The sequence below is a fragment of the Novosphingobium rhizosphaerae genome (assembly GCF_050920675.1).
In the GTDB taxonomy this organism is placed as follows: domain Bacteria; phylum Pseudomonadota; class Alphaproteobacteria; order Sphingomonadales; family Sphingomonadaceae; genus Novosphingobium; species Novosphingobium rhizosphaerae.
Window position 1 is genome coordinate 4,294,476 of sequence record NZ_CP137861.1, and the last position, 21,242, is coordinate 4,315,717.

A 21,242-nucleotide genomic window follows, 5' to 3' on the forward strand; every position below is an offset into this window, starting at 1 on the left:
TCCCATAGGTGGGCCATGCCGCGCCGTCAGGCCCCGTGGGGCGATCGGATGGCGCGCGGGCCGTTGATTGCAAAAGCGCGGTATCAAGCGTTGTCGCGCGTCCGTCTTGCGGCTTTGCATACGAATGCCGAATACGAATGCGCGACTCTATGTTCGGATAGTTGACCGCTTCCCCTACGTCAAACCGGAAGCGCCCAAGATTTTTGCGCAGCAAGTTGCACAATTTTCAACTGCGGGAGGCGGCGGGAGGGCAAGGCCCCATGCGCAGAACCGCGCTTTCTTGCCAGTTGGCGCGCCCGGGCCTAGTCTGCGCAGCCACGCCAGCAGGATCGCCGCCACGCCCATGCAAAACGCTTCTGCCCCGCATTCCGCTGCCCAGCCGGCCGGGCAGCCTGTTGCGCAGGACCAGCCGCGGCGCACGATCGCGCTGGTCGATGACGACCGCAACATCCTTACCACGGTATCGATCGCGCTGCAGACCGAAGGCTTTGCTACGCGCCTCTACACCGACGGCGACAACGCGCTCAAAGCGCTGCTCGACAATCCGCCCGACCTGGCGGTGTGCGACATCAAGATGCCGCGCATGGATGGACTGGAATTGCTGCGCCGCCTGCGCGAACAAAGCGACCTGCCGGTGATCTTCCTCACCAGCAAGGACGACGAGGCGGACGAAGCCCTGGGCCTGGCCATGGGCGCCGACGATTACATCGCCAAACCGTTCAGCCAGCGCCTGCTGCTGGCCCGCATCCGCGCCATCCTGCGACGCAGCGAGATCGTGCGCCGCGATATCGTGGCCGCCGATGCCGAAGCGCCCGAAGCCCTGCCCGATCCGATCCGCCGCGGGCGGCTGGTGATGGACCCTGCCCGCCATGTGGTGACCTGGAACGGCAAGCTGGTCTCGCTGACCGTCACCGAATTCCTGATCCTGGAAGCGCTGGCAGTGCGCCCCGGCGTGGTGCGCACGCGCGACCAGCTGATGAACGCGGCCTATCACGATGACGTGTTCGTCGATGATCGGACCATCGACAGCCACATCAAGCGCCTGCGCCGCAAGTTCCGTGCCGTCGATTCGCAGTTTTCCGCGATCGAGACGCTCTACGGCGCTGGCTACAGCTATAGCGAAGAATGACAGCCCCGCCGGGCCAGCCCGCCGATCGCCCGACGCGCGCGCTTGTGCCCCGCGCGTTGCGGCCGCGCGGCGTTTCGCTCACCACGCGCATTCTCGCCGTCAACGTCATTGCCCTGGCGCTGCTGGCGGGCAGCTTCTTCTATCTCGACAGCTATCGCACGCAGTTGCTGGGGGAGCGCTTCAAGCTGGCGCGGGCCGAAGCGGAAATCGCCGCCGATGCGCTCGATGGCGGCAATGCGGCGCAGCAAAAGGCGCTGCTGGTGCGGATCGGGCGCGAACAGCGGTTACGGCTGCGCCTGTTCGACCGGCATGGCCGCCTGGAGGCAGACAGCTTTGCCCTGGCGCCGCCCAGCTTTGCGCTCGTCGATCCAGCCGGAGAGGCATGGTACCAGCACGCCGCGCGCCTGCTCGACCGCGGCGTGGATTTCATCGTCGGCGCGCCGCCGGTGGAGCGCTATGCCGAACCGCCCACGTCCGACGCGGCCAACTGGCCCGAAGTGGTGCGCGCCCAGGCGGCCGGTTCCACCCAGGTCTACTTGCGCTATGCACCCGATCGCACCCCGGTGCTGACCGCCGCCACGCCGGTGGGGCCACCGGGCGGCCAGATGCTGCTGGCGATGCGCAACGCGGTGGATATCACCCAGGCGGTGCGCGATGCGCGCCAGACGCTGGTGATCATCATTGGCCTGGCCCTGATGCTCTCGGTGCAGCTCTCGCTGTTCCTGGCGCGCACCATCGTGCAGCCGCTGCGCGCGCTGGTGCGGGCAGCGGTGCGCGTGCGGCTGGGGCGCGATCGCGAAGTGGTGGTGCCGCGCCTGCCCGAACGCGGCGACGAGATCGGCATGCTCGCCCGCGCCTTTTCCGACATGACCATGGCGCTGCGCCATCGCATCGACGCAGTGGAAAGCTTTGCCGCCGACGTCGCCCACGAATTGAAGAACCCGCTCGCCAGCCTGGCCAGCGCCATCGAATCGCTCGACCGGGTGGAGGATCCCGCCCTGCGCCGGCAGTTGACCGCCATCGCCACCCATGACGTGCAGCGCATCGACCGGCTGATTACCGAGATTGCCGATGCCAGCCGGATCGACGCGGAATTGAGCCGCGCTACGTTCGTGCGGCTCGATCTGGGCGGTCTGGCCGCGCAAGTGGTGGGCGCGCGCGGCGCGCGCGACACGCGCGGGGGCGCGGTCATCCGGCTGGACCAACCGCTCGATTCGCCCCTGGCGCCGATGGTGGTGGGCGATGCCATGCGGCTGGAACGGGTGCTGGAAAACCTGCTGGACAATGCCGTGTCGTTTTCTCCGCCCGGCGGCACGGTGGACGTGACGGTGTGGACCGAATGGGGCAGCGAGGGCGAGGATTCGCGCGTGCTGCTGAGCGTTACGGACCAGGGCCCCGGCATTCCCGCCAGCGAGCGCGACAAGGTGTTCGAGCGCTTCCATTCGGTGCGCCCGGCCGAAGAGGCTTTTGGCGCGCATAGCGGCCTGGGCCTCGCCATCGCCCGCACCATTGCCGAGGCGCACGATGGCCGCCTGACCATCATCGACCGCCCCGATGGCGCGCCCGGTGCCTGCCTGGTGCTGGCGCTTCCCCATGCCGGGCACGCCCTGGCATGAGCGGCAAAGGCACTGTTCACCAGGCCACCGCAGTGGCGATCGGCGGGCGCGCGGTGATGATCGAGGGCCCGCCGGGCAGCGGCAAATCCAGCCTGGCGCTTGCCCTGATCGACCGCGGCGCCGTGCTGGTGGGCGATGACGGACTGGTCTTGCTGCCCGGCGGGCCAGGCCAAGGGTTGATCGCGCAGCCCCATCCCAACACCGCCGGCTTGCTCGAAGTGCGCAACCTCGGCCTGCTGCCGTTTCACCACGTGAAACAGGCGCCGGTGGCACTGGTGCTGCAGCTCGACACGCAGGCGCCGCGTTTCGTGGAGGCGGCCGAGACCGTGGTGCGCGCCGGCGTTGCCCTGCCCATGCTGCGGCTTTGGCCCGAGACACCGATGCTGGCACTGCGCGCCATGCTGGCACTGGAACGCTATGGCCTGACGCCGGAAAACGGCACCGGTGCGTCTGGTTGCTGAAACCTTTGGGCCAGACCGTCGCGTAACCGCACTTTTCTTTGCCGCCCATTGCGCGCAAAAGGTCCGCCATGGTCGCCCAGGAAATGTCTTCCCCGCCCCTTGTGGATTCGCCGCAGCACATTCCGCCCCAGCGCGTCCTGCTCGTTACCGGCCTGCTGGGCGCGGGCAAAACCACCGCGCTGCGCACGCTGGAAGACTTGGGCTGGGAAGCGATCGATAATTTTCCGATCCGCCTGCTCGATCGCCTCTTGGAAACCGAGCCAGGCCAGGCGCGCGCCGAGAGCGGCGTCGATAACGGCACGCAGCTGGCGATCGGGTTCGACACGCGCACGCGCGGGTTCGATCCGCAGGCGATCATCGAACGGGTCAAGGCCTTGAGCGCACGGCCCAATCTTTCCGTAACGACGCTGTTCCTCGATTGCGGCGGGGCCGAACTGGAGCGGCGCTACAACGAAACGCGCCGTCGCCACCCGATGAGCGAGGACAAGCCTGCCGCCAGCGGCATCGCGGCCGAGCGCGACCTGCTCGCCCCGCTGCGCCGCTGGGCCGACGTGGTCATATCCACCACCGATTTCACCACCAACGATCTGCAGCAGGCTATCCGCCAGCAGTTCGGTGCGATCTCACCGAGTCGCACCACGCTCACGATCAGCAGCTTCGGCTTCTCGCGCGGCACGCCCCCGCTTGCCGACCTGGTGTTCGACATGCGCTTCCTCAACAATCCGCATTGGGACGAAACACTGCGCCCGATGACCGGCAAGGATGCCCCAGTGGGCGACTACATCCGCCAGGATCCCGCCTTTGCCGAGGCTTTCGAGCGGATTCTGGGCCTCCTCCTCCTTCTCCTGCCGCGCTTTGCCGCGCAGGGGAAAGCCTATGTCAACATCGCCTTCGGTTGCACCGGCGGGCGCCACCGCTCGGTGTTCATGGCCGAAGAAATCGCACAAGGCTTGCGCAATGCGGGTTTTTCACCCACATTGTTGCACCGCAACCTTGCCGCGCGGGGGGCCAACCTGTTGGAAGGCGCACAAGCGGTGCAGGTGTGACAGTGATGCCAGTGACTAAGACACCAAAGACAACGACAATGCAGGCGAGCAACGCCCTGCGCCTGAGGGATGGGACCGGTCTGAAAGTCATGCCTTGTGAATGCCAGCATTCTGGCAGCCCGCAGGTGCTCGCCAAGGCTCTGTTAAGCCTGGCCGTGGCATCGTGTAAGGCTGCATTTCGGAGCCCGTTCCCTTCATGATCGGTCTGATTCTCGTCACCCATGGTGCCCTTGCCGACGAATTCATCCACGCGATGGAACATGTCGTGGGCCGACAACAGGACGTCATCGGCGTCTGTATCGGCCCCAACGACGACATGGAGCGACGCCGCAAGGAGATCGCCGATGCCATCCGCCGCGTCGATAGCGGCGAAGGCGTCATCATCCTGACCGACCTGTTCGGGGGCACCCCTTCGAACCTGGCCATCTCGCTGATGCAGGCGGGGCGGGTCGAAGTGATCGCGGGCATCAACCTGCCCATGCTGATCCGGCTTGCCAAGGCGCGCGGATGCATGAATGTTCGCGATGCCACCGCCGCCGCGCGCGACGCTGGCCGCAACTATATAACGATCGCGTCGGAATTCCTGGGCCAGGACGCCTGATTTTTCCAGCCGCGACACACGCCATCAGGGACGGGCAGGGAAGAGGAAACGCCGATGTCGAGCCAAAGCTACGTTGCCCGAGAGACGATCACCATCGTCAACCAGCGCGGCCTGCATGCCCGCGCGAGTGCCAAGTTCGTCAACGCCGTGGCCAAGCTGCCGTCGGGCGTCGACGTCAAGGTGTTCAAGGACGGCACCGAGGCGGCCGGTGGCTCGATCCTGGGCCTGATGATGCTTGGCGCGGCCAAGGGCGACTCGATCGACGTGGAGGTCTCCGGCCCCGAGGAAGAGGCCGAGCAGGTGCTGCTCAAGCTGGCCGGCCTCGTCAAGGACGGGTTCGGGGAAGACTGAACCCTTGCCCATCGCTGCGTGCTGACGCATGGGCAATGCCATGTCCCGCCGCGTCATCACTGGGTTTTCCAACCCCACCGTCAAGTTCGTGCGCAGCCTGCGCGACAAGAAGCACCGCAAGCGCGAGCAGCGCTTTCTGGCCGAAGGCCTGCGCCTGCTGACCGACGCCCGCGCGGGCGGGCGCCTTCCGGAAATCCTGCTGATGGCGCAAGGGCGCGAGGCGCACCCCCTGCTGGCCGATCTGGAACAGGCCGTGGCAGCAGCCGGCGGCGACGTGATCGAACTGCCGGTCGATATCCTCGCCAAGGTGACCGGCAAGGACAATCCCCAGGCCGTGGCCGGCGTCTTTGCCGAATGGGACACCGGGCTTGACCAGATCGATCGCAGCGCCGCGCCGCTGTGGCTGGTGGCACAGGCCATGCGCGATCCGGGCAACCTCGGCACCATGCTGCGCACCGCCGACGCAGTTGGCGCAGGCGGACTGATCCTGCTCGACGATTGCGTCGATCCCTTTTCGGTCGAAGCCGTGCGCGCCAGCATGGGCGCGATTTTCACGCAATCCCTGGCCCAGGCCCGCTGGGACGAATTCCTGCCCTGGCTGCGCGCCGGGTCAGGCCAACTCGTCGCCGCCTCGCTGCGCGAGGCCGTGCCCTATCGCGGGGCGCCTTATGCCGGCCCCTGCTTCATCATGGTGGGCAACGAATCGCGGGGATTGCCCGAAGACTATGAACTGGCCTGCGACTTGCGCGTGACCATGCCGATGAAAGGCCGCGCCGACAGCCTCAACGCCGCCGTGGCAGGGGCCGTGCTGGCCTATGAGGTCTTGGCCGGGCTGGAGGGATAAGTCTGGCGCAGGGGCTTCGACAAGCTCAGCCCGAACGGCATTCACGGAAAAATCCCCCGCCCCCGTTCGCCCTGAGCCTGTCGAAGGGCATGTCCTGAGCCTGTCGAAGGGCCTGGCGCAACGCCCGACAGCCCACCTAAACCGGCCGCCGCGCCCGCAAGGCCTGGGCCAGCGTGCCTTCGTCCATATAATCCAGTTCCCCACCGACCGGCAGGCCATGGGCCAGCTGCGTCACCCGCACCGGCAGGTCTTCCAGTCGCTCGGCGATGTAGTGCGCGGTGGTCTGCCCTTCCAGCGTGGCGTTCATGGCGAGCACCACCTCGTCGATCCCCCCGGCTCGAACACGTTCGAGCAATCGACCGATCGTCAGGTCTTCCGGCCGCACCCCTTCCAGCGCGGAAAGCCGCCCGCCGAGCACATGATAGCGCCCGGTGAACAGCCGCGCGCGGTCGAGCGCCCACAGGTCCGCGACATCCTCCACCACGCACAGTGCGCGCGCATCGCGGCGCGGATCGGCGCAGATGCCGCAAGGATTGCTGGTATCGACATTGCCGCACACACTGCATTCCACCAGCCCTGCCCGCACGTGTTCGAGCGCGACCAGCAGCTGCGGCAGCGCGCTTTCCCGCCGCTTGATCAGCCACAGCACGGCCCGCCGCGCAGAGCGGGGGCCAAGGCCGGGTAGACGGGCCAGTGCGCTCGCCAGCGCCTCGATCTCTTGCGATGCCATGGCGCGACAGATAGGGCCGCGCGCAGGATAGGAAAAGGACCCTTTGCCCGATGCGTGTTGTCTTTATGGGCACACCCGAATTTGCCGTGCCCACGCTCGATGCGCTGGTGGCCGCCGGACACGAGGTGGTGGCGGTCTATAGCCAGCCGCCGCGCCCGGCCGGCCGGGGCAAGAAATTGCAGCCCAGCCCCGTTCACCTGGCGGCGGAACGGCACGGTTTGCCGGTGTTCACGCCGGTGAGCCTCAAGGGCGCCGAGGAACAGGCCGCCTTTGCCGCGCATCATGCCGATGTGGCGGTCGTCGCGGCCTATGGCCTGATCCTGCCCCAGGCGATCCTGTCCGCGCCCGCGCAAGGCTGCCTCAACGTCCACGGCTCGCTGCTGCCGCGCTGGCGCGGCGCCGCGCCGGTGCAGCGCGCGATCCTGGCAGGTGACGTACACACCGGCATCACGATCATGCAGATGGAGCGCGGCCTCGATACCGGGCCGATGCTGGCCACCGTGGCCACGCCTGTAACCGGCAAGACCGCCGGAGACCTCACCGCCGAACTCGCGGCGCTGGGCGCAGACCTGATGGTGCGCGTGCTGGCAGACCTGCCCGCGTTCGAACCGGAAGTGCAGCCCGAGGCCGGCGTGACTTATGCCGCCAAGGTCGACAAGGCAGAAAGCCGCCTCGATTTCACCGCCCCAGCCGATCAGGTGGAACGCCAGGTGCGTGCCTTCGCCCCGGCGCCGGGTGCGTTTTTCGAACTGGAGGGCGAACGCTATCGCGTGCTGGCCGCCCAGGTAGTAGATGGTGAAGGCACGCCCGGCACGGTGCTGGACGATGCCCTGACCATCGCCTGCGGCCAGGCCGCCCTGCGCCCGTTGACTGTACAGCGTGCCGGCCGCCCGGCAATGGACACCGCCGCCCTGCTGCGCGGCCGTGCCATTCCCGCCGGCACGGTGCTAGCCTGATGCCGCGTTACGCTCTCACGCTGGAATTCGATGGCGGCCCGTTCATGGGGCTGCAGCGCCAATCCCACGGGCCTTCGGTGCAGCAATCGGTGGAAGAAGCGGCGGAATCGGTCGTGGGCCATCCGGTCACGCTCCACGCCGCCGGGCGCACCGACACCGGCGTCCATGCGCTGGCCATGCGCGCGCACATCGACGTAGCACGCGCGTTCGATCCGTTCCGCCTGTCCGAAGCGCTCAACGCGCGGTTGAAGCCCGATCCCATCGCCGTGCTCGATTGCCAGGTCGTGCCCGATGACTGGCACGCCCGCTTTTCGTGCCTGGGCCGCGCCTATGAATACCGGATTGCCAACCGCCGCGCGCCGCTGACGCTCGATGCGGGGCGCGCCTGGCGCATTGCCCGCCCGCTCGATGCGACAGCCATGCACGATGCGGCGCAGGAACTGGTGGGCAACCACGATTTCACCACGTTCCGCTCGGTCCATTGCCAGGCGGCAAGTCCCGTCAAGACGCTCGACCGGCTCGATGTGCGGCGCGAGGGCGACATGGTGATCATCGAAGCGGCCGCGCGCAGCTTTCTCCATCACCAGGTGCGTTCGATGGTGGGATGCCTGGGCCTGATCGGCCAGGGCCACTGGACGCGCGCCGATCTGGTGGCAGCGCTCCACGCGCGCGACCGGCAAAGGCTGGGCCACAATGCCCCGCCGGAGGGACTCTATTTCGTGAAAGCGGTCTATCCGGGCGAGGATTGAGCGCGGTCGAAGCGGGCTTCGACGAGCTCAGGGCGAACGGCATAGGCGGTTCCCTCCCCCTCCTCTGAAGAGGAGGGGAGAGGTGACACCTCAATGCTCAAGCCTTGTGCGCGACGCTCTCCGGCAGGTCCTTGGCGAACACGCGCTGATAGTATTCGGCCACCAGCACGCGCTCGGCCTCGTCGCACTTGTTGAGGAACGAGAGGCGGAAGGCAAAACCCACGTCGTTGAAGATCTGGCTGTTCTGCGCCCAACTGATCACCGTGCGCGGGCTCATCACCGTGGAAATGTCGCCGGCCATGAAGCCCTTGCGCGTCAGGTCCGCCACGCGGACCATCTGCGCGATGACCTGCGCGTCAAGGCCCTGGACCTTCTTGGTGACCACGTCGATCTCGGTCTCGGCGGGCAGGTAGTTCAGCGCCACCACCAGGTTCCAGCGGTCCATCTGGCCCTGGTTGATCGCCTGGGTGCCGTGATAGAGGCCCGAGGTATCGCCCAGGCCCACGGTGTTGGCCGTGGCAAACAGGCGGAAGAACGGATTGGGGCGAATCACCCGGTTCTGGTCGAGCAGCGTCAGCTTGCCTTCGGTTTCCAGCACGCGCTGGATCACGAACATCACGTCGGGGCGGCCGGCGTCGTATTCGTCGAACACCAGCGCCGTCGGCGTCTGCAGCGCCCAGGGCAGCAGGCCTTCGCGGAATTCGGTCACCTGCAGGCCATCGCGCAGCACGATCGCGTCGCGGCCGATCAGGTCGATACGGCTGATGTGCGCGTCCAGGTTGATGCGCACGCAGGGCCACTTCAGGCGCGCGGCCACCTGCTCGATATGGGTGGATTTGCCGGTGCCGTGATAGCCCTGCACCATGACGCGGCGGTTGAAGGCAAAGCCGGCCAGGATCGCAAGCGTCGTGTCGGGATCGAAGACATAGTTGTCATCGGTATCGGGCACGCGCTCGTCGGCCACGGAAAAGGCAGGCACCATCATGTCGATATCGATGCCAAACACCTCGCGCACCGAAACCTGGGTATCGGGCGCGGGCAGGACGGTGGTGGCGCCAGGCTGGGCCACGAGATTGGAAGTGTCGCTCATCAATTCCCTGCCTATCCGCGCGCGCGCCGCGCCGCAACATGCTTTGCAGGACTCTTTGGGGCAGGACTCTTTTGAGCATGCCTGGCTGGCCCGGCTTGCTTTTCGCGCACCCTGCCCCGGCCACGGTATGCCCCAACGCCAGCCGTGATAGGATGGCGCACCGAATGCGAACGAATCGCCATTCCCGTTGCGGTGGAGAGAGGTTGCCATGCCCCAGGGCCTGTTCGTGTGGTACGAAGTGATGACCGATGCGCCGGAAGCGGTGCAGGCGTTCTACCAGGGCGTGATCGGCTGGACGATCGACGATCCCGCCCCCGATCACGAAACCGCGCCTATCGATTATCGCCATATCCGGCGCGCCGACGGCGCCAACCAGGGCGGTATGCTGGTGTTGCGCCCGGCGATGATCGAAGCAGGGGCCCGCCCCCGCTGGCTGCCTTATCTGATGGTCGATAGCGTTCCGGCCACCGTGGCGGCGATTACCGCCGATGGCGGCCATGTGCTGATGCCGCCGCAGACGATTGCCGAAGGCACGTTTGCCATGGTGGCCGATCCGTGGGGCGCGGCGTTTTACCTTATCGATCCCACGCCCCCGGCAGGACAGACGACACCCCCGCCCCCCGTCTATGCGATGGACGTGGTCCAGGCGGTCACCTGGAACGAGCTGTTCACGGCAGACCTGGCCGCGGCGCGCGAATTCTACGCCCGCCATTTCGGCTTCACCTATCCCGATGCCATGCCGATGGGGCCGCTGGGCGATTACCAGTTCATCGCCCATCCACTGCAGGGTGCAGTGGGCGCGATGATGAAACGGCCGTCCGACGATGCGCCGATCGGCTGGCGCACCTATTTTCGCGTCGACGATGTGCACGCTGCCGCCCAGGCGGTGACCGCGCTGGGCGGCACGCTGGAGGGCGACGTGCACGAGGTGCCCGGAAACGACCTGATGCTTCAGGCACGCGATCCGGCCGGGGCGTTCCTCGGCCTCGTTTCGCGCAAGCCGGCTGACGGGGAGGCTTGAGCCATGAGCAAGGCGACGCTGTGCCTGTGGTACGACGGGACGGCACTGGACGCAGCGACGTTTTACGCCGCCACGTTTCCCGACAGCGAAGTGGGCACCATCTATCGCGCGCCGGGCAATTTCCCAGGTGGACGCGCCGGCCAGGTCCTCACTGTCGAATTCACCGTGCTGGGCCTGTCCTGCTTCGGCCTCAACGGGGGGCCGCAGTTCAAGCATAGCGAGGCATTCTCCATCCAGGTCCACACGGAAACCCAGGAGGAAACAGATCGCTATTGGCAGGCCATCATCGACAACGGTGGGCAGGCAAGCGCCTGTGGATGGTGCAAGGACCGCTGGGGCCTGTCCTGGCAGATCACGCCGCGCGCGCTGACCGACGGCATGGCCGATCCCGATCCCGCGGTGCGGGAACGCGTGTTTGCCGCGATGATGACCATGGGCAAGATCGACATCGCCGCGATTGAGGCTGCCCGCCGTGGTTGAAGGAGAACCGCCCGTGCATGCGCTTTCGATCAGCCGGCATATTGCCGCGCCGCCTGCCGTGGTCTGGAACGTGATGGCCAACCGCCAGGAGGAATGGTGGTGCCCGCGCCCCTGGCGGGCCGAAGTGGTGGTGCAGGAACGGCGCCCCGGCGGCCGCGCGGCCATCACCATGTACGGCCCCGATGGCGAAGTCATGCCCCATGAAGGTCTGTTCCTGGCCTGGGATGAAGGGACGCGCTTCGTCGTCACCGACGCCGTAACCGAAGGCTTCATCCCCGCAGGCCCCTTCATGATCGGCATCTGGGAAATCGCGCCGGATGGTGCGGGCACGCGCTATACCGCCACGGCGCGCCACTGGACGGCCGAAGCGATGGAGCAGCACGCCGCCATGGGCTTTGAAAGCGGCTGGAATGCCTGCGCCGATCAGCTTCAGGCGCTATGCGAAGCGCCGGCATGAGGGCTGGCGGAATCGGCCAGTGACCGCAACGGACCAGGTACGCGGCTTGCCCCGTCCTGCTCCGCGTGCACCCGCGTTGGCCGCTGCATGGCCGGCTTTCGATCGCTTTACCGCCAGGCCCGATGCAGCCCTTATCCATGCGAAGCGAGGGCCTGCCCGCTTGGCTGCAAGTGCACCAAGGCGAGTATTACAAAGCATTGGGCGAAAAAGATATTTCGTTCCGCACCGCACAATACGGTTTACCCTAAGTAGTATTCCGTATGAGTCCTTGCCGTGCATTTGGTTAATCATGCGTTAGTCACGATCGCGCATGCCCTGCCCAGACGGTGCACTGCGATATCGCGGCGCAACGAAACGGGCAGTCACGCTGCCGGCTTGTGCCGGCGGCAAAGGGGCACTTGGCGCATGAACACCGCAAGGAGGCAGGCCGGACACGGCGGGCGCTACGCCCTGCTCGACGAAATGCGCGGGATTGCCGCACTGGCAGTCTGCCTGTTTCACATCGGCACGCGCGCCGGGGGTGTCCAGCTGTTTCCCAACGGCTATCTGGCGGTCGATTTCTTCTTCATGCTCAGCGGCTTTGTCTTGGCAGAGGCTTATGAGGCGCGGCTGGGCGGCGCCGGCCATGCGGCCGCCGGCGCAATGGACTGGGGTGGCTTTGCCCGGCGGCGGATGGTGCGCATGGCCCCGGTTGCCGTGCTGGGCGCTGGCGTAGGCGGGCTCTACCTGGTGGCCCGCTGCCTGGCGGCGCCCGATCGATCCGATCCGCTGGACCAGGTTCTGCTGGGCAATGCACTGAACCTGCTCGTGCTGCCCAAGCTTTGGCATGGCGTGGCCACAGGGTGGGAGCTGTTCCCCGCCAACGGCCCTTTGTGGTCCCTGTTCTTCGAAATCCTGGCGAACCTGGCCTGGGCCGCGTTCCTGGTGCGGCGCAGCACGGCGATCCTGGCCTTGGGCGTCGCCGTTTCGGGCGCGCTTCTGGTGCTCTGCGCCATGCGCCACGGCACGCTCGATCTGGGCTGGCAGGCATCCTCGCTCGATGGCGGATTGGCGCGCGTGTGCTTTGGCTTTGGCTGCGGGCTGCTGTTGCATCGGCTGCGCGCGTCGCTGCCGTCGATGGTCGCACTCGCCGCGCCGGTTGCCGCACTCGCGCTGGTCTATGCCATGGCGCTGCCGGTGCAGCGCCTGCCCTGGACGCTGTTCCTTGCCATGGTGTTCCTGCCTTGCGTGCTGGTCGTGGCGGTGGCTGCCGGGCGACACCGCGCGGTGCCCGGCGGCGCCTGGCTGGGCCGGGTTTCCTATCCGCTCTACGGCATCCACGTGCCGCTGCTGGCGATCGCGTCCGGCGCAGCCAAGCGGGCGATGCATGGGGCGCCGCTGGGCGCCTCGGGGCTGCTGCTGGTGCCACCGCTGCTGCTGGCGGCCTGGCTGGTGCTGACGCGCCTGGACGAACCCTGCCGTACCGCGCTTGGCCGCTGGTTCGATCGCATGGCCCTGGCCCGTGCCACGCGGCAACCGGCGGCCATGCGCCATGGCTGAAGCAGAGGTGCAGATCATCCAAACTTGCTCCAGTTTGAACCTGTCTTGGCATGGTTACGGCATGAAAGCGCCAATATGAACGGGAAACACAGGCACGCCGCATGGCAATAATGCGTTATGGTTTTGGCAAGGATGGCGTCGAGTCACACCTTGCACATCAAGGTGATTTCCGAATTACCCAATAAGACAAGTCTGGTCGCAACAGTGACTTGCGTGGCCGAGGAACAGGTCTGTTCTTCCCGACCACAAGGTATCCTCGAAAAATACTTGTGGTTCAACTTTCCGTCTGACGACGGGATGAAGGAGAATGAACATGGCAGTTATCACTGGCACCAGCGGCGCCGACACCATCGCCGCGCCAAAGGGCAACAACATCATCAACGCCGGCGGCGGTGACGACGTGGTTACCGGCGGTTCGGGCAAGAACATCATCGACGGCGGCGCCGGCAACGACGTGCTCTATGGCGGCGGCGGCAACGACGCCATCTATGGCGGCGATGGCAACGATATCCTCAAGGGCGGCGGCGGCAAGGATGCGCTGACCGGCGGCACCGGCGCGGACCAGTTCGTGTTCCGCTCGGGCGAAGGATTTTCCGCGCTGGCCTTCACCGGCGGCCATGGCGTTTCGACCGTGTACCAGTGGGTGACGGTGGAAGACCTCAACTTTTCCGATCACGACGTCGTGCGCATCACCGGCTTCGATACGATCTTCAATGCCCTGGGCCTGACGGTGAAGGGCACGGGATCGGCCTTTCTCGATTCGCAGGACGACGTGAATCGCCTGGCTGCGTATCTCAAGGCGAACCCCACGCTGGGCAGCTACTTCGTCAACACCAGCGGCTTTGACGGCACCACCTTCATTCTCAACGATGGCCTGGGCCACCAGCAAGCGCTCACACTCAGCCACATCATCGCCGACGATACCGTCACGATCTGATCGCCCCGCACCTGGGCGCAATGCCCCGGCTGCGACAACCTTGCCCGCCCCGCCGTTAACCACGGCGGGGCGTTTTTTGTGGCACCAGGCAGCCCTCGCGCGCTATCACCGGGCAAGGCGCGCCACACCGGCGCGCCCGCACAAGGGGATCAATGCCATGAGCGTGTTCGACAGCATCCTGGGCCAGGTGAGCAGCGCGGTTGACGTGAAGAACCTGGCGGCCAAGCTGGGCATCGATCCCACCCAGGCCGAAACCGCGATTGCCGCGCTGGCGGCCGGCCACCAGGCCAAGGGCGACACGATCGAGACGGCCGCCGCCAACACTGGCCTCGACGCGGGCCTGCTGCAACAGATCGTGGGCCACATCGGCGGCGAAGGCGCACTGTCGCAATTCGCCTCCATCCTCGGCCAGCATCCCGATGCCCTGGGCCAGGTCAGCCAGTTCCTCGACAAGGATGGCGATGGCAACCCGATCAACGATTTGGCCGGTCTGGCCAAGGGCCTGTTCAGCTAAATCCCATGATGGACACGGTTCTTTCGCTACTGGTGCTGACCACCGTGGCCTTGATCGGCGGCGCGGTGTTTTTCTGGCGCCGGGGCGAGCGCAAGCGCGCCGGACTGATGCTGGTCATGGCCGCCCTGATCGCGGCCGACCTGGCGGTGTGGCTTACCCCCGTCTCGGGCGGCCCATCGATGATCGAAGTGGCGCACCAGGCGCCGGATTGACGCCGAGATCCTCCCCTGGCGGGGGAGGTGGCAGGCCGCCGGCCTGACGGAGGGGGACGCGCCTTGCCCGCCCTATCGAAACGCAGCCGATTGCCGCAGGTGGTCATAGGCGGCGACCACGCGTTGCAGCTTGTCTTCCAGGCTGCGGTCGCCGCCGTTGTGATCGGGGTGATAGCGGCGGACCAGATCGGCATAGCGGCGGCGCAGGGCATGGCGATCGGCGTCGAGCGACAGGTTGAGCGTTTCGAACGCAGCGCGATCTTGCGCATTGAAACCGCGCCGGGCGGCTTCCTGGGCGGCCTGGTGATCGGCCTTGCGGGCACGGGCGCGTTGCGCGATCGCCTCCAGGGGATCGGCGAAATCGGCCCAGCGCGGCGCCTGGTCGATCCCCGCGTCGGGCCGGAACGCACGGCTGTGGGTGTCCCACCCGGCCAGCGGCGATTGCGCGGCCAGGATTTCATCCATGCTCATCCCGGCAAAGAAATCGTAGCCGGCGTTGAACGCGCGAATATGGTCCAAACAGAACCAGCGATAGTCGCCGGGCCCATCGAAACCGGGCGGGCGCACGCCGGGCGCGCGGAATTCCCCCGATGCGTTGCATCCCGGGGCACTGCACAAGCGCCCGGTATCCGTGACGCGGCCATGGAACTTGTCATGCTTCACGCCATTGCACATGGTGCCTCATCGCCCGAAAGGAAAGACATGACCGGCCCGCTCGCCCAGGAAATCGAACGCAAACTTGTGGACGCCCTTGCCCCCACGCATCTGGTGGTCACCAACGATTCGGCCCATCACGCCGGCCATATGGGCGACGACGGCACGGGTGAATCGCATTTCACCGTGGAGATCGAAAGCGCGGCCTTTGCCGGCGTTTCCCGGCTTGGCCGCCAGCGCCTGGTCAACCGCGCCCTGGGCGACCTGCCGGGGCAACGCGTTCATGCGCTTGCCATTCACGCGCGCGCGCCGGGCGAATGAGCGAGAAAGCCAGGCAAGAGGCCGAGGCGATCGCCGAGGCCGGCAAGCCCGCGCCCAAAGCCGAAACCGACGGCGTGCCCGCGCCATCGTCGCTCTTGCGCGATCACAAGGGCGGCCATGCCCCGGTCAGCTATCTCGAGCTGTTTTTCGACCTGGTCTATGTCTTTGCGATAACCCAGCTTTCCCACAACGTGCTGCATCACATGACCCCGGCCGGCCTGGCCGAGGCGCTGGTCCTGTTCCTGGCCGTGTGGTGGGCATGGATGTTCACCACCTGGGCGGCGAACTGGACCAACCCGGAACGCGGACCGGTACGGATCATGCTGCTGTTTGCCATGTTGGCCAGCCTGGGCATGGCCGTGGCCATGCCGCGCGCCTTTGCCGGGGGCAGCACCGGCGACGCGGTGCTGTTTGCCGCATGCTACATCGCGGTGCAGATCGGGCGCAGCGGCTTTGTCGCCTGGGCCATGGCGAAAAGCGGCGGCACCCAAGGGCACAGCGGGGGCTGGCGCAGCAGTGGCGCGCGCAACATGGCGCGGATCACGCTGTGGTTCGTGGCGTCGGCACCGTTGTGGCTGGCCGGGGCGCTGGTCGATGCGCCGATGGCCCGCCTGGGCTGGTGGGCAGCCGCGCTCGCAGTTGATTACGGCGGCCCGTTCATGGGCTTTTTCGTGCCGGGCCTGGGCCGTTCCACACCGGAAGACTGGGATATTTCCGGCAGCCACCTGGCCGAGCGCTGCGCCCTGTTCATCATCATCGCCCTGGGCGAAGGCATCGTGGTGACCGGCACCAGCTTTGCCCAGGAAACCGCCGATCCCGCGCGCTCGCTGGCATTCGTGCTGGCCTTTATCGGATCGGCGCTGATGTGGTGGATCTATTTCGACCTCGGCGCCGAACGCGGTGCCCGCCACATTGCCGAACATGCCCAGCCCGGCCGCCTGGCGCGCAGCGTCTATACTTATCTGCACATGCCGATCGTGGGCGGCATCGTCATCACCGCAGTGGCCGATGCCCTTCTCCTCGAACAGCCGCTGGCACCCGCTTCACTGCCGCTGGTGGCCACCCAGGCCGGCGGCCTGCTGGTCTTCCTGGCCGGCACCGGCCTGTTCAAGCGGCCGTCCAGCCCGCACGGCAATTTCCCGCTGTCGCACTGGGTGGGCGGCGGCGTGCTGATCGCGCTGGCGGGCCTGGCGCTGCTGACCCGCCTGCCCTCACCCGCGTTCGTGGGCAGCACCGTGCTGGCACTCCTGCTCGTGGCGGTGTGGGAATGGATATCCTATCACCGCCGCGGCCCGGCCGCGCTGGAAGCTCAGGGCTGAAGCCACTCGACCCAGGCGCCGTGGGCGTGCGCTGCAGCCAGGCACACCGGCGCGCCCTGGTCGGGCCAGAGGCGTAGCGTCAATTCGTGGCGGAAGGTGGCGCGGTTGGTTTCCAGCGCCAGCCACGCCAGCCGCCGCGACGGGGTGGCGCGCGCGCCAGCGGCCGCGATGGCGGCTGCAATCCGCTCTTGGGTGGCGGGCGGCAGGTACTGCCAGACGATCGAATGATAGATCACCCGCGTGCTGTCTTCGGGCTGTGGCGCGGCCAGCACCTGGTCCACATAATCGGCCGCGTCCATCGCCACCACATCGGGTCGCTGCACCCGCGCCAGGGCGATGGCCGCGTCCAGCCGCGCCAGCCGCTCGGTCACTTCGGCCCAGACATAGCTTTTGAGCCGCAGCGCCTGCTCGGGATCGGTCAGGTCGATCGGGGCGCGGTCGCACCCGGAAATCGCCAGCACATCTACCGCCGCTTCGGGCGGCCGGCCCGCGCCGCGCCATTCCGGGGCCAGGCGCAGCGGCGAATCGGCCGGGCCGGTGCGGGTGCCGCCCAGATCGAACGCAAAGCGATCCATCATCGTGTTGACCCCCGCGCTTGCGCCCAGCTCGTGCAGCACGAAACGCGGCCCCACCCGCGCTGAAAGCCACAACAGCCCAGCCATGATCGAGGCAGACCGCCCCGCCTCGTTGGTCTGCGGCGGGCCGTCAAGCCAGGGCAGCAGCCGGGTTTCGAACCGGCGGGCCAGATCGCCCACAAGGGCATCGATCGCGTCCTGGTCGGTCTCTTCGCCGCGATAGACGGCGGCCAGGCGCGTGTCCGCGCCGGTCAGCACCAGGTTGTGCAACCCGCCGGTCAGCCGCAGGGGCAGTGCATCTTCCAATGGCTTGCCCGGCCAGGCCGCCATGCGCGCGCCCACCGCGCTGCCATCGGTGAGCAGCGGCAGTTGCGCCCGCACCACCCGGCCGGTCGCCGGCGCGCCGTTCTTGGTGGCGTGGTCTGCCTGCCAGGCAATGGCCTGTTCGACCGAAGCGATATCCATGATCGAAGCCATGAGGTTGCCCTTTTCTCGCGCTTGCCATAGGGGCGATGGCGTCATGACCACCACCACCCCGCTCGTTTTCGCCCTGCCCAAGGGCCGCATCCTCGATGAAGCGCTGCCCTTGCTGGAACAGGCAGGCGTGGTGCCCGAGGCTGCGTTCTTCGACAAGTCCTCGCGCGCATTGTCTTTTGCCACCAGCCGGCCCGATGTCACGCTGATCCGCGTGCGCGCGTTCGACGTGGCCACCTTCGTGGCCCATGGCGCGGCCCAGGCCGGCATCGTGGGTTCGGACGTGATCGACGAGTTCGACTATGCCGATCTCTATGCCCCGGTGGACCTGGATATCGGCCATTGCCGCCTTTCCGTGGCTGAGCCGGTCGGCGGCCTGGCCCAGGGCAGTATTGCCCGCGAAAGCCATGCCCGCGTCGCGACCAAGTATCCCAACCTCACCCGCCGCCATTTCGAGCGGATGGGCGTGCAGGCCGAAGTGGTGAAGCTCAACGGCGCGATGGAACTGGCGCCGTCGCTGGGCCTAGCCAGCCGCATCGTCGATCTCGTGTCGTCGGGCCGCACGCTGAAAGAGAACGGCCTGGTCGAAACCAGCCAGATCATGCAGATTTCGGCACGGCTGATCGTCAACCGCGCCGCGCTCAAGACCGACAGCGCCCGCCTGGGCGCGTTGGTCGATGCGTTCCGCACGCAAGTTGCCGCACGAAAGGCCGCCGCCTGATGCTTCGCCTCAAGACGACCGATGCCGATTTCGCCACGCGCTTTGCCCGCCTGGTGAAGGATCGCCGCGAAAGCGACGAAAACGTGGCCCGCGATGTGCAGACCATCATCGAGGACGTGCGCCTGCGCGGGGACGAGGCGCTGGCCGAATATACCCAGCGCTTCGACGGGCACCTGCCGCAGGGCGACGGGTGGACAATCGACGCCGCCACTTGCCGCGAGGCGTTCGATGCGCTGGCCCCCGATCTGCGTGCCGCGCTGGAACTGGCGGCGCAGCGCATTCGCACCTATCACGAAGCGCAATTGCCGCAGGACCGCGACTATACCGACGCGGCCGGTGTGCGCCTGGGCGCGAAGTGGCGCGCGGTGGATGGCGCCGGGCTCTATGTGCCGGGCGGCCGCGCGGCCTATCCCTCTTCGCTGTTGATGAACGCCATTCCCGCCAAGGTGGCAGGGGTGGAGCGCCTGGTGGTGACGACGCCAACGCCCAAGGGGGAAATCAACCCGCTGGTGCTGGCCGCCGCGCACCTCGCCGGCGTTGACGAAGTGTGGCGCGTGGGCGGCGCGCAGGCCGTGGCCGCGCTCGCCTATGGCACCAAGACGATCCGCCCGGTGGACGTGATCACCGGCCCCGGCAACGCCTGGGTGGCCGAAGCCAAGCGCCAGCTTTACGGCGTGGTGGGGATCGACATGGTGGCCGGCCCCTCGGAAATCCTGGTGATTGCCGATGCCAAGAACGACCCGCAGTGGATCGCCGCCGACCTGCTGAGCCAGGCCGAGCACGATCCCGCTGCGCAGGCGATCCTGATCACCGACGATGCCGCCTTTGCCGATCAGGTGGTGGACATGGTGGGCGTGGAAATCGCCATGCTGCCCACTGCGCGCGTGGCCAAGGCCAGCTGGGAAACCCATGGGACGGTGATCGTGGTGCAATCGCTGGACGAAGCCCCGGCCCTCGCCAATGCCCTGGCGGCAGAGCACGTGGAAATCGCCACCGACGATCCCGACGCGCTGTTTGCGCAAATCCGCCATGCCGGCTCGGTCTTCCTGGGCCGCATGACGCCCGAGGCGATCGGCGATTACGTTGCCGGCCCCAACCACGTGCTGCCCACCGGGCGCCGTGCGCGGTTTTCCTCGGGGCTTTCCGTGCTCGACTTCATGAAGCGCACCAGCTTCATTGCAGTGAGCGATGCTTCCATCGGCGCGGTCGGCCCTGCGGCCATCGCGCTGGCCGATGCGGAGGGGCTTTCCGCCCACGCCCGCTCGATCGAACTGAGATTGGGAATATGACGAACATCAAGGGCCAGGCCCGCTCTGCCGCGCGGCTTGCCGCCGTCCAGGCGCTCTACCAGGTTGACATGGAAGGCACCGAGTTGCGCTTCCTGCTCGATGAATTCCACCAGCACCGGCTGGGCGCGGAAATCGAGGACGTGGAATATGCCGCCGCCGACGTCGAATTCTTCGACGACGTGGTCAAGGGCGTGATCGCCCGGCGCGAGGAAATCGACGGGCTGATCCAGGCCCGGCTGGCGCAAGGCTGGTCGCTGTCGCGGCTGGACAAGACGATGCTGCAGATCCTGCGCTGTGGCGCCTACGAACTGGCCGCCCGGACCGACATTGCCGTGGGCACGGTGATCAGCGAATATCTCGATGTGGCCCACGCCTTTTTCGACGCGCGCGAAGCGAAATTCGCCAATGGCGTGCTCGATACCGTGGCCAAGGACGTGCGCAAGGGCTGAAATTCATCTATCCGAACTTTTCGGATAGATGAAAAACAAAGACCCGGCGGTTGCCTGAACCGCCGGGTCTTTGTTTTCATGCGTGCGCGTGCGCCCGATCAGAACGGAATATCGTCGTCCAGGTCGTCGGTGAAGCCGCCGCCGCCACCCTGGTTCCAGGTGCTGCCGCCGCCCGAGGCCGCGCCGCCGCTGCTGCCGCGCGAACCGCCGCCAAAGCCGCCGCCGCCCGACGAGCCGCCTTCGTTCCAGCCGCCGCCCGAACGCTGGCCGCCGCCACCGCCACCAGCGCCGCCGCCCTGCGGGCCATCCAGCATGGTCAGCGCGCCGCCGATGCCGGCCACGACCACTTCGGTGCTGTAGCGGTCATTGCCGCTCTGGTCCTGCCACTTGCGGGTGCGCAGCTGGCCTTCGATATAGACCTTGCTGCCCTTGCGCAGGAAGCGTTCGACCACGCCGATCAGGCCATCGCCGTTGATGACGACGCTGTGCCACTCGGTCCGCTCCTTGCGTTCGCCGGTGTTGCGGTCCTTCCAGTTTTCCGACGTGGCAATGCGCAGGTTCGCAATCTTGCCGCCGTTCTGGAACGACTTGATCTCCGGGTCGGCCCCCAGGTTGCCGATCAGAATGACTTTGTTGACGCTGCCTGCCATCGAATCTCGTCCCTATGGAATTCAGACAAAGGTGTTAGCGCATCGCTTGCCGCCTGC

The 21,242-nt window shown here is 67.0% G+C and carries 26 protein-coding genes; 21 read left to right on the forward strand and 5 right to left on the reverse strand.

Annotation, left to right across the window (positions count from 1 at the left end; genetic code table 11):
• Positions 1–343: 343 nt before the first annotated feature.
• The 7 genes from R9J51_RS19545 to R9J51_RS19575 all read left to right on the forward strand — a co-directional run bounded on the left by R9J51_RS19545 (position 344) and on the right by R9J51_RS19575 (position 6,048).
• Positions 344–1,129, forward strand: coding sequence for a response regulator transcription factor (locus R9J51_RS19545; protein WP_179505449.1), 786 nt, complete (start codon positions 344–346; stop codon positions 1,127–1,129).
• Positions 1,126–2,745 (forward strand): ATP-binding protein, encoded by a 1,620-nt coding sequence (locus R9J51_RS19550; RefSeq protein ID WP_179505450.1) that lies wholly within the window; start codon positions 1,126–1,128, stop codon positions 2,743–2,745. Before R9J51_RS19545 ends, R9J51_RS19550 begins: the two co-directional genes overlap by 4 nt.
• Positions 2,742–3,206: an HPr kinase/phosphatase C-terminal domain-containing protein gene (locus R9J51_RS19555; RefSeq protein WP_179505451.1), complete on the forward strand. Its 465-nt coding sequence runs from the start codon at positions 2,742–2,744 to the stop codon at positions 3,204–3,206. The genes R9J51_RS19550 and R9J51_RS19555 overlap by 4 nt, the downstream gene beginning before the upstream one ends.
• A gap of 83 nt (positions 3,207–3,289) precedes the next feature.
• Complete coding sequence (gene rapZ, locus R9J51_RS19560) at positions 3,290–4,252, forward strand: RNase adapter RapZ (protein ID WP_168556987.1); 963 nt, start codon at positions 3,290–3,292, stop codon at positions 4,250–4,252.
• Positions 4,253–4,448: 196 nt separating this feature from the next.
• Positions 4,449–4,853 (forward strand): PTS sugar transporter subunit IIA, encoded by a 405-nt coding sequence (locus R9J51_RS19565; protein WP_022677184.1) that lies wholly within the window; start codon positions 4,449–4,451, stop codon positions 4,851–4,853.
• Between the two features lie 54 nt (positions 4,854–4,907).
• Positions 4,908–5,204, forward strand: a complete 297-nt coding sequence (locus tag R9J51_RS19570) for an HPr family phosphocarrier protein (RefSeq protein ID WP_168556627.1) — start codon at positions 4,908–4,910, stop codon at positions 5,202–5,204.
• A 40-nt stretch (positions 5,205–5,244) separates the two neighbouring features.
• The gene (locus R9J51_RS19575; RefSeq protein ID WP_179505452.1) at positions 5,245–6,048 is read left to right on the forward strand and encodes a TrmH family RNA methyltransferase; all 804 of its coding nucleotides are present in this window, start codon (positions 5,245–5,247) and stop codon (positions 6,046–6,048) included.
• 136 nt (positions 6,049–6,184) lie between these two features.
• Here R9J51_RS19575 and recR read toward each other — a convergent pair whose 3' ends face one another.
• Positions 6,185–6,778 (reverse strand): recombination mediator RecR, encoded by a 594-nt coding sequence (gene recR / locus R9J51_RS19580; protein ID WP_168556625.1) that lies wholly within the window; start codon positions 6,776–6,778, stop codon positions 6,185–6,187.
• Positions 6,779–6,828: 50 nt separating this feature from the next.
• Here recR and fmt point away from each other — a divergent pair, with 50 nt between their 5' ends.
• Positions 6,829–7,734 (forward strand): methionyl-tRNA formyltransferase, encoded by a 906-nt coding sequence (gene fmt / locus R9J51_RS19585; RefSeq protein ID WP_179505453.1) that lies wholly within the window; start codon positions 6,829–6,831, stop codon positions 7,732–7,734.
• Complete coding sequence (gene truA, locus R9J51_RS19590; RefSeq protein WP_179505454.1) at positions 7,734–8,483, forward strand: tRNA pseudouridine(38-40) synthase TruA; 750 nt, start codon at positions 7,734–7,736, stop codon at positions 8,481–8,483. Before fmt ends, truA begins: the two co-directional genes overlap by 1 nt.
• A 97-nt stretch (positions 8,484–8,580) precedes the next feature.
• On the opposite strand, the gene cobS is transcribed toward truA, so the two are convergent.
• Positions 8,581–9,573, reverse strand: coding sequence for a cobaltochelatase subunit CobS (gene cobS / locus R9J51_RS19595; RefSeq protein ID WP_168556622.1), 993 nt, complete (start codon positions 9,571–9,573; stop codon positions 8,581–8,583).
• A 208-nt stretch (positions 9,574–9,781) separates the two neighbouring features.
• Between cobS and R9J51_RS19600 the strand changes: the two genes are divergently transcribed.
• From R9J51_RS19600 to R9J51_RS19630, 7 genes are all read left to right on the forward strand, one after another.
• Positions 9,782–10,594, forward strand: coding sequence for a VOC family protein (locus R9J51_RS19600; protein WP_179505455.1), 813 nt, complete (start codon positions 9,782–9,784; stop codon positions 10,592–10,594).
• A gap of 3 nt (positions 10,595–10,597) precedes the next feature.
• The gene (locus R9J51_RS19605) at positions 10,598–11,074 is read left to right on the forward strand and encodes a VOC family protein (RefSeq protein WP_168556620.1); all 477 of its coding nucleotides are present in this window, start codon (positions 10,598–10,600) and stop codon (positions 11,072–11,074) included.
• 13 nt (positions 11,075–11,087) lie between these two features.
• Positions 11,088–11,531: an SRPBCC domain-containing protein gene (locus tag R9J51_RS19610; protein ID WP_168556619.1), complete on the forward strand. Its 444-nt coding sequence runs from the start codon at positions 11,088–11,090 to the stop codon at positions 11,529–11,531.
• 405 nt (positions 11,532–11,936) lie between these two features.
• A complete protein-coding gene (locus R9J51_RS19615) occupies positions 11,937–13,070 on the forward strand; it encodes an acyltransferase family protein (protein WP_179505456.1) in 1,134 nt (377 codons plus the stop codon).
• A gap of 313 nt (positions 13,071–13,383) precedes the next feature.
• Complete coding sequence (locus R9J51_RS19620) at positions 13,384–14,007, forward strand: hypothetical protein (protein WP_218843512.1); 624 nt, start codon at positions 13,384–13,386, stop codon at positions 14,005–14,007.
• 157 nt (positions 14,008–14,164) lie between these two features.
• The gene (locus R9J51_RS19625) at positions 14,165–14,521 is read left to right on the forward strand and encodes a hypothetical protein (RefSeq protein ID WP_168556616.1); all 357 of its coding nucleotides are present in this window, start codon (positions 14,165–14,167) and stop codon (positions 14,519–14,521) included.
• Positions 14,522–14,526: 5 nt separating this feature from the next.
• Positions 14,527–14,733 (forward strand): hypothetical protein, encoded by a 207-nt coding sequence (locus R9J51_RS19630; protein ID WP_246866165.1) that lies wholly within the window; start codon positions 14,527–14,529, stop codon positions 14,731–14,733.
• A gap of 72 nt (positions 14,734–14,805) precedes the next feature.
• Here R9J51_RS19630 and R9J51_RS19635 read toward each other — a convergent pair whose 3' ends face one another.
• The gene (locus R9J51_RS19635) at positions 14,806–15,396 is read right to left on the reverse strand and encodes a J domain-containing protein (protein ID WP_179505458.1); all 591 of its coding nucleotides are present in this window, start codon (positions 15,394–15,396) and stop codon (positions 14,806–14,808) included.
• A 39-nt stretch (positions 15,397–15,435) separates the two neighbouring features.
• On the opposite strand from R9J51_RS19635, the gene R9J51_RS19640 reads away from it, so the two are divergent.
• Both R9J51_RS19640 and R9J51_RS19645 read left to right on the forward strand, forming a co-directional pair.
• Positions 15,436–15,708 carry a BolA family protein gene (locus R9J51_RS19640; RefSeq protein ID WP_168556614.1) on the forward strand — a complete coding sequence of 91 codons (273 nt, stop codon included), beginning with the start codon at positions 15,436–15,438 and terminating at the stop codon, positions 15,706–15,708.
• Positions 15,705–17,027: a low temperature requirement protein A gene (locus R9J51_RS19645; RefSeq protein WP_179505459.1), complete on the forward strand. Its 1,323-nt coding sequence runs from the start codon at positions 15,705–15,707 to the stop codon at positions 17,025–17,027. Before R9J51_RS19640 ends, R9J51_RS19645 begins: the two co-directional genes overlap by 4 nt.
• Here R9J51_RS19645 and R9J51_RS19650 read toward each other — a convergent pair.
• Positions 17,018–18,079 carry a DUF2332 domain-containing protein gene (locus R9J51_RS19650; RefSeq protein WP_179505460.1) on the reverse strand — a complete coding sequence of 354 codons (1,062 nt, stop codon included), beginning with the start codon at positions 18,077–18,079 and terminating at the stop codon, positions 17,018–17,020. The genes R9J51_RS19645 and R9J51_RS19650 overlap by 10 nt on opposite strands.
• A 43-nt stretch (positions 18,080–18,122) precedes the next feature.
• Between R9J51_RS19650 and hisG the strand changes: the two genes are divergently transcribed.
• Genes hisG through nusB form a run of 3 tightly spaced genes read left to right on the forward strand, consistent with a single transcriptional unit; the run spans position 18,123 to position 20,535 of the window.
• Entirely contained in the window at positions 18,123–18,797 is a 675-nt protein-coding gene (hisG, locus tag R9J51_RS19655) for an ATP phosphoribosyltransferase (RefSeq protein WP_179505461.1), read from the forward strand.
• Positions 18,797–20,086, forward strand: coding sequence for a histidinol dehydrogenase (hisD, locus tag R9J51_RS19660; protein WP_168556610.1), 1,290 nt, complete (start codon positions 18,797–18,799; stop codon positions 20,084–20,086). The genes hisG and hisD overlap by 1 nt, the downstream gene beginning before the upstream one ends.
• A complete protein-coding gene (gene nusB, locus R9J51_RS19665; protein ID WP_179505462.1) occupies positions 20,083–20,535 on the forward strand; it encodes a transcription antitermination factor NusB in 453 nt (150 codons plus the stop codon). Before hisD ends, nusB begins: the two co-directional genes overlap by 4 nt.
• A gap of 98 nt (positions 20,536–20,633) precedes the next feature.
• On the opposite strand, the gene ssb is transcribed toward nusB, so the two are convergent.
• Entirely contained in the window at positions 20,634–21,185 is a 552-nt protein-coding gene (gene ssb / locus R9J51_RS19670; RefSeq protein WP_168556608.1) for a single-stranded DNA-binding protein, read from the reverse strand.
• Positions 21,186–21,242: the final 57 nt, after the last annotated feature.

Excerpts from the sequence above, each read along its gene's own strand:
- R9J51_RS19545 (WP_179505449.1), top strand. The coding sequence starts at position 344 with ATGCAAAACGCTTCTGCCCCGCATTCCGCTGCCCAGCCGGCCGGGCAG.
- R9J51_RS19550 (WP_179505450.1), top strand. The coding sequence starts at position 1,126 with ATGACAGCCCCGCCGGGCCAGCCCGCCGATCGCCCGACGCGCGCGCTT.
- R9J51_RS19555 (WP_179505451.1), top strand. The coding sequence starts at position 2,742 with ATGAGCGGCAAAGGCACTGTTCACCAGGCCACCGCAGTGGCGATCGGC.
- rapZ (WP_168556987.1), top strand. The coding sequence starts at position 3,290 with ATGTCTTCCCCGCCCCTTGTGGATTCGCCGCAGCACATTCCGCCCCAG.
- R9J51_RS19565 (WP_022677184.1), top strand. The coding sequence starts at position 4,449 with ATGATCGGTCTGATTCTCGTCACCCATGGTGCCCTTGCCGACGAATTC.
- R9J51_RS19570 (WP_168556627.1), top strand. The coding sequence starts at position 4,908 with ATGTCGAGCCAAAGCTACGTTGCCCGAGAGACGATCACCATCGTCAAC.
- R9J51_RS19575 (WP_179505452.1), top strand. The coding sequence starts at position 5,245 with ATGTCCCGCCGCGTCATCACTGGGTTTTCCAACCCCACCGTCAAGTTC.
- recR (WP_168556625.1), bottom strand. The coding sequence starts at position 6,778 with ATGGCATCGCAAGAGATCGAGGCGCTGGCGAGCGCACTGGCCCGTCTA.
- fmt (WP_179505453.1), top strand. The coding sequence starts at position 6,829 with ATGCGTGTTGTCTTTATGGGCACACCCGAATTTGCCGTGCCCACGCTC.
- truA (WP_179505454.1), top strand. The coding sequence starts at position 7,734 with ATGCCGCGTTACGCTCTCACGCTGGAATTCGATGGCGGCCCGTTCATG.
- cobS (WP_168556622.1), bottom strand. The coding sequence starts at position 9,573 with ATGAGCGACACTTCCAATCTCGTGGCCCAGCCTGGCGCCACCACCGTC.
- R9J51_RS19600 (WP_179505455.1), top strand. The coding sequence starts at position 9,782 with ATGCCCCAGGGCCTGTTCGTGTGGTACGAAGTGATGACCGATGCGCCG.
- R9J51_RS19605 (WP_168556620.1), top strand. The coding sequence starts at position 10,598 with ATGAGCAAGGCGACGCTGTGCCTGTGGTACGACGGGACGGCACTGGAC.
- R9J51_RS19615 (WP_179505456.1), top strand. The coding sequence starts at position 11,937 with ATGAACACCGCAAGGAGGCAGGCCGGACACGGCGGGCGCTACGCCCTG.
- R9J51_RS19620 (WP_218843512.1), top strand. The coding sequence starts at position 13,384 with ATGGCAGTTATCACTGGCACCAGCGGCGCCGACACCATCGCCGCGCCA.
- R9J51_RS19625 (WP_168556616.1), top strand. The coding sequence starts at position 14,165 with ATGAGCGTGTTCGACAGCATCCTGGGCCAGGTGAGCAGCGCGGTTGAC.
- R9J51_RS19630 (WP_246866165.1), top strand. The coding sequence starts at position 14,527 with ATGATGGACACGGTTCTTTCGCTACTGGTGCTGACCACCGTGGCCTTG.
- R9J51_RS19640 (WP_168556614.1), top strand. The coding sequence starts at position 15,436 with ATGACCGGCCCGCTCGCCCAGGAAATCGAACGCAAACTTGTGGACGCC.
- R9J51_RS19645 (WP_179505459.1), top strand. The coding sequence starts at position 15,705 with ATGAGCGAGAAAGCCAGGCAAGAGGCCGAGGCGATCGCCGAGGCCGGC.
- R9J51_RS19650 (WP_179505460.1), bottom strand. The coding sequence starts at position 18,079 with ATGGCTTCGATCATGGATATCGCTTCGGTCGAACAGGCCATTGCCTGG.
- hisG (WP_179505461.1), top strand. The coding sequence starts at position 18,123 with ATGACCACCACCACCCCGCTCGTTTTCGCCCTGCCCAAGGGCCGCATC.
- hisD (WP_168556610.1), top strand. The coding sequence starts at position 18,797 with ATGCTTCGCCTCAAGACGACCGATGCCGATTTCGCCACGCGCTTTGCC.
- nusB (WP_179505462.1), top strand. The coding sequence starts at position 20,083 with ATGACGAACATCAAGGGCCAGGCCCGCTCTGCCGCGCGGCTTGCCGCC.
- ssb (WP_168556608.1), bottom strand. The coding sequence starts at position 21,185 with ATGGCAGGCAGCGTCAACAAAGTCATTCTGATCGGCAACCTGGGGGCC.